Source organism: Streptomyces katrae (assembly GCF_000966975.1).
In the GTDB taxonomy this organism is placed as follows: Bacteria; Actinomycetota; Actinomycetes; order Streptomycetales; family Streptomycetaceae; genus Streptomyces; species Streptomyces katrae.
Window position 1 is genome coordinate 1 of the sequence record NZ_JZWV01000450.1, and the last position, 4,772, is coordinate 4,772.

General features: G+C 68.5%; 7 protein-coding genes. All 7 read right to left on the reverse strand.

Annotation, left to right across the window (positions count from 1 at the left end; all coding sequences use genetic code 11):
- Positions 1-735 (reverse strand): PLP-dependent cysteine synthase family protein (locus VR44_RS17035; RefSeq protein ID WP_045948362.1); only part of this gene is annotated, 735 nt, incomplete at its 3' end.
- A complete protein-coding gene (locus VR44_RS17040) occupies positions 735-1,013 on the reverse strand; it encodes a MoaD/ThiS family protein (protein WP_045948363.1) in 279 nt (92 codons plus the stop codon). The genes VR44_RS17040 and VR44_RS17035, both read right to left, overlap by 1 nt.
- Positions 1,014-1,098: 85 nt before the next feature.
- Positions 1,099-1,206, reverse strand: a complete 108-nt coding sequence (locus tag VR44_RS48850) for a putative leader peptide (RefSeq protein WP_311736929.1) — start codon at positions 1,204-1,206, stop codon at positions 1,099-1,101.
- Positions 1,207-1,283: 77 nt separating this feature from the next.
- On the reverse strand, positions 1,284-1,706 hold the full coding sequence (locus VR44_RS17045) for a M67 family metallopeptidase (protein ID WP_045948364.1): 423 nt from the start codon (positions 1,704-1,706) through the stop codon (positions 1,284-1,286).
- A gap of 139 nt (positions 1,707-1,845) precedes the next feature.
- Positions 1,846-3,297 carry an amino acid permease gene (locus tag VR44_RS17050; protein WP_045948365.1) on the reverse strand — a complete coding sequence of 484 codons (1,452 nt, stop codon included), beginning with the start codon at positions 3,295-3,297 and terminating at the stop codon, positions 1,846-1,848.
- Between the two features lie 363 nt (positions 3,298-3,660).
- On the reverse strand, positions 3,661-4,260 hold the full coding sequence (locus VR44_RS17055) for a DUF2017 domain-containing protein (RefSeq protein WP_045948366.1): 600 nt from the start codon (positions 4,258-4,260) through the stop codon (positions 3,661-3,663).
- Positions 4,260-4,574: an ATP-dependent Clp protease adapter ClpS gene (clpS, locus tag VR44_RS17060; RefSeq protein ID WP_045948367.1), complete on the reverse strand. Its 315-nt coding sequence runs from the start codon at positions 4,572-4,574 to the stop codon at positions 4,260-4,262. The genes VR44_RS17055 and clpS overlap by 1 nt, the downstream gene beginning before the upstream one ends.
- Between the last annotated feature and the right edge of the window lie 198 nt (positions 4,575-4,772).

The window sequence follows — 4,772 nt, forward strand, 5'->3', positions numbered from 1 at the left end:
TTCACGGGTGCGGGTGACCGCGTCGGCAGAGCCCACCGAGTAGCGGGTCGTCAGGACCGACGCGTCGTACAGCTCGGGGACGAAGCCCTCGTCGAGGTTGCGCAGGCCGTAGACGAGGTCGTCGTACCGCGGTTCCGCGGCCACGATCTTCACTCCGGGCACGTGCTCGCGCAGGTAGCGGCCGACGCCCATCAGGGTGCCGGTCGTGCCCAGGCCCGCCACGAAGTGGGTGATCGAGGGGAGGTCCGCCAGGATCTCGGGGCCGGTCGTCGAGTAGTGGGCGCCCGCGTTGTCGGGGTTGCCGTACTGGTAGAGCATCACCCAGTCGGGGTGCTCCGCCGCCAGCTCCTTGGCGACCCGCACGGCGGTGTTCGAACCGCCCGCGGCCGGCGAAGAGATGATCTCGGCTCCCCACATCGCGAGAAGGTCGCGGCGCTCCTGCGAGGTGTTCTCCGGCATCACGCACACGATCCGGTAGCCCTTGAGCTTCGCGGCCATGGCGAGCGAGATGCCCGTGTTGCCGGAGGTGGGTTCCAGGATGGTGCAGCCGGGGAAGAGGCGGCCGTCCTTCTCCGCCTGCTCGATCATGTGGAGCGCGGGGCGGTCCTTGATCGAGCCGGTCGGGTTGCGGTCCTCCAGCTTGGCCCAGATCCGGACGTCCGCCGAGGGGGACAGCCGCGGCAGGCGGACCAGCGGGGTGTTGCCGACCGCGGCGAGCGGGGAGTCGTACCGCATTACTTCGAGCCGCCGGCCACGGCCGGGAGGATGGTGACGCTGTCGCCGTCCTTGAGGGGGGTGGCGATGCCCTCGATGAAGCGGACGTCCTCGTCGTTGAGGTAGACGTTCACGAAGCGGCGCAGCTGGCCGCCCTCCACGATGCGCTCCTCGATGCCCTTGTGACGGGTCTCCAGGTCCGCGAACAGCTCGGAGAGGGTGGCGCCCTCACCGGTGACGGCCTTCTCGCCGTCGGTGTAGGTGCGGAGGATGGTGGGGATGCGGACCTCGATGGCCATGGCAGCGGGCTCCAGTCGGGAAGGAGGAGGTGGAGAGAAGAACGAGGGCGCGCTCTCGTGCGGCCCGCGCGCGGGGCCGTGGTGCTCAGGCGGCAGGACAGATCGCGCTGGCGAGGCGGCACAGGTCGACGTGCAGCCGCGCCACGAGCAGCAGCCTGCCGGGCGTCTCGATGCTCACGTCGTGGGAAACCATGCGGTCATGTTAACGATTCCCGGTCCCCCGTTTGGAGTGTGATCCCGCATCGTGGACCTCTGCCGCTCACATAGTGGTCAGTAGCCGGCTACGACCTGCACTTCTTCCTCCGTGATCACACCGTCGACGATCCGGTACGAGCGGAACTGGAACTCGCCGAGGCCGTCGGTGTCGGCCGTGGAGACGAGGACGTAGTGGGCGCCGGGCTCATTGGCGTACGTGACGTCCGTGCGCGAGGGGTAGGCCTCGGTCGCGGTGTGGGAGTGGTAGACGATCACGGGCTCCTCGTCCCGGTCGTCGAGCTCGCGGTAGAGCTTCAGGAGGTCCTTCGAGTCGAACTCGTAGAACGTGGGCGAGCGGGCCGCGTTGAGCATCGGGATGAACCGCTCCGGGCGGCCGGTGCCCGCCGGGCCGGCCACGACGCCGCACGCCTCGTCGGGGTGGTCCTTGCGGGCGTGTTCGACGATCTGGTCGTACAGGGCCTGGGTGAGGGTCAGCATGGGGCCCAGGATAAGCAGAGGGGCCCTCCCGTACCGAGGTGTGGTACGGGAGGGCCCATATCGTGGACAGGCGCAGCCTGGACACGAGGTCCGCGGGAGCGCGGTTCCCGGCGGTGACAGGCGGCCGGGACCCGGTCCGTTACGAGGAGGCCGAGGTCTTCTCGAACGCGGCGCCGTTGGGGTTGCGGGCCTTGAGGACGAGGTAGGACACCCCGAGGATCAGGCCCCACAGCGGGGCGCAGTACAGCGACACCCGGGAGTCCGCGTCGAGGGCCATCATCACGATGACCATGCCGATGAAGGCCAGGGCGAAGTAGCTGGTGTACGGCGCGCCGGGCGCCCGGAAGGTGGACTGGGGCAGCTCGCCGCGGTCGGCCTTGGCGCGGTAGCGGATCTGGCAGACCAGGATGACGATCCACGCCCACATGCCGGAGATGGTGGCGAAGGAGACGACGTAGTCGAAGGCCTGGCCGGGGTACTTGTAGTTGATCCAGACGCCGACGAGCATCAGCGCGGCGGAGAAGGTGGTGCCGACGAGCGGGGTGCCGCTCTTGGTGAGCTTGGTGAAGAACTTCGGGCCCTGGCCGTTGAGCGCGAGGTCGCGCAGCATGCGGCCGGTGGAGTACATGCCCGAGTTGCAGGAGGACAGGGCGGCCGTCAGGACGACGAAGTTGACGATCGCGGCGCCGACGCCCAGGCCCATCTTCTCGAAGGCGAGGACGAAGGGGCTCTCGCCGGCCTTGAAGTTCGACCACGGGATGACCGACATGATCATGATGAGCGCGCCGACGTAGAAGACGGCGATGCGCCACGGCACGGTGTTGATGGCCTTGGGCAGGGTCTTCGCCGGGTCCTTGGACTCGCCGGCGGTGACGCCGACCAGCTCGACCGCGAGGAAGGCGAAGACGACGATCTGCAGGGTCATCAGCGTCTCGCCGATGCCGTTGGGGAAGAAGCCGCGGTCGTTCCAGAGGTTGGAGACGGAGGCTCCGGCGGCGGCGTCGGAGAAGCCGATGGTGAGGATGCCGGCGCAGATCAGGATCATGCCGACGATGGCGGTGACCTTGACCATGGAGAACCAGAACTCCAGCTCGCCGAAGAGCTTCACGGAGATCAGGTTGGCGGCGTAGAGGATGACCGTGAAGATCAGTGCGTAGGCCCATTGCGGGAAGCTGTCGTGCGTCCAGTACGACATGTACTTCGCGGCGGCGGTGACCTCGGTGATGCCGGTGACGACCCAGAAGAGCCAGTACGTCCAGCCGGTGGCGTAACCCCAGAACGGGCCGAGGAACTCGCGGGCGTAGTCGGAGAAGGAGCCCGAGACGGGGCGGTACATGAGCAGTTCGCCCAGGGCCCGCATGATGAAGAAGATGACCAGGCCGACGATGGCGTAGGCCAGGATGAGGCTGGGCCCGGCCTTCGAGATCGCCTTGCCCGCGCCCAGGAACAGGCCGGTGCCGATGGCCCCGCCGATCGCGATCATCTGGATCTGGCGGGCGCCGAGCGCGCGGTGGTAACCCTCGCCGTCGCCCTCGCCCTGCGCGCCCTCGCCGGGCGTCCTGTCGTGCTGCTCGACCTGCACAGAGGTCATGTTTGGTGCGCCTTTCTCCACGCCGACCCGCGCCTTGATCGGCTGCGGATCGGGTCCTCGATCCCCCCGGATACGGATGGAGTTGCACCCGGCGGTCAGCCGGTTCAAGCGGGCCGGGGGACATGGGTGGCGTCCCGGCGGCGGTCGTGAAGATTTATCACGCGCTTAGGGGTGGAGGAAGGGGCGAAATGCGGCGTAGGCGCGGTTTAAATCGGGACATATGGCCGGAAACAGATCAGATCACCGCATGGCGGTGATCTGATCGTTATCCGGATTTGAGCGTCCGCTGAGCGAACGGAACGTGGACGCGACGCGAACGGTGTGCGCGCTTGAGGATCCTCAGAGGGTTCCCCAGAACGTTCCTCAGAGGGTTTCGATGAGCGTTTCCTGGAGGCCGCCGAGCCAGAGGTAGGCCATCACCATCGGCTTGCGGGGGTCGTCGTCCGGCAGCCGGTACAGCTCGCCGCTCTGCTCGTCCTCGGTGATCTCCAGCCGGGCCGCGATGGTCAGCCGCAGGTCGTTGAGGGCGCCGAGCCAGCGCAGCGGCAGTTCCCCGGCCAGCTCCAGCACCGCCGCGCCGTCGCCGGCCGGGGTGAGCGCGTCGAGGCTGCGGACGACGGCCAGCGCGTCCTCCCGCTTGCGGGTGCGCAGGTCGTTCTCGGTGAAGCGGCGGAACTCCGCCGAACGGGCGCGCAGCTCCTCCGGGTCCTCGCCGGACCCCGCGCCGGGGCCCCCGTAGGCGTCGGGGAAGAGCCGGGCCAGCGCCGGGTCGGACGGGGGCTCGGTGGGGCCCTCGGCGGCGAACAGCACGGCGAGGGGGTCGGCGTCCTCGGCCGGCTCCGGCTCGCCCGGGCCGATCAGCTCCAGCAGCTGGACCGCGAGGGAGCGCAGGATGGAGATCTCGATCTCGTCCAGCGCGACGGCGGCCCCGCCGCCCTCCAGGGGCTCGAACACGCCGCCCATCAGTTGCGGTCCTGCGAGAGGGTCGCCCAGAGCCCGTAGCCGTGCATGGCCTGCACGTCGCGCTCCATCTCCTCACGGGTGCCGCTGGAGACGACCGCCCGTCCCTTGTTGTGGACGTCGAGCATCAGCCTGGTCGCCTTGTCCTTGGGGTAGCCGAAGTACGCCTGGAACACGTACGTCACGTAGCTCATGAGGTTGACCGGGTCGTTGTGGACCAGGGTCACCCAGGGGACGTCCGGTTCCGGGACCGCGAAGGTCTCCTCTGCCGATTCGGTCCGTTCGATCTCAATCGGAGCAACACTCACTCGTCCCATGCTGCCACTGCGACAGGTCCGTCGCACAAACGGGCCCCCTCGCCGCACCGTCGACCACCCGTGGACCACCCGTGGACCACCCGTCGACCACCCGTGGACCACCCGTCGACCTACATCTCGTCACTTTGACGAAATGTGCGCTAGCATCCGTGGCATGAACCCTGCGGACCTGGGCCTGCCGGTGGACGTGCCGTCGAC

Excerpts from the sequence above, each read along its gene's own strand:
- VR44_RS17055 (WP_045948366.1), bottom strand. The coding sequence starts at position 4,260 with ATGGGCGGCGTGTTCGAGCCCCTGGAGGGCGGCGGGGCCGCCGTCGCG.
- VR44_RS17040 (WP_045948363.1), bottom strand. The coding sequence starts at position 1,013 with ATGGCCATCGAGGTCCGCATCCCCACCATCCTCCGCACCTACACCGAC.
- clpS (WP_045948367.1), bottom strand. The coding sequence starts at position 4,574 with ATGGGACGAGTGAGTGTTGCTCCGATTGAGATCGAACGGACCGAATCG.
- VR44_RS17050 (WP_045948365.1), bottom strand. The coding sequence starts at position 3,297 with ATGACCTCTGTGCAGGTCGAGCAGCACGACAGGACGCCCGGCGAGGGC.
- VR44_RS48850 (WP_311736929.1), bottom strand. The coding sequence starts at position 1,206 with ATGGTTTCCCACGACGTGAGCATCGAGACGCCCGGCAGGCTGCTGCTC.
- VR44_RS17045 (WP_045948364.1), bottom strand. The coding sequence starts at position 1,706 with ATGCTGACCCTCACCCAGGCCCTGTACGACCAGATCGTCGAACACGCC.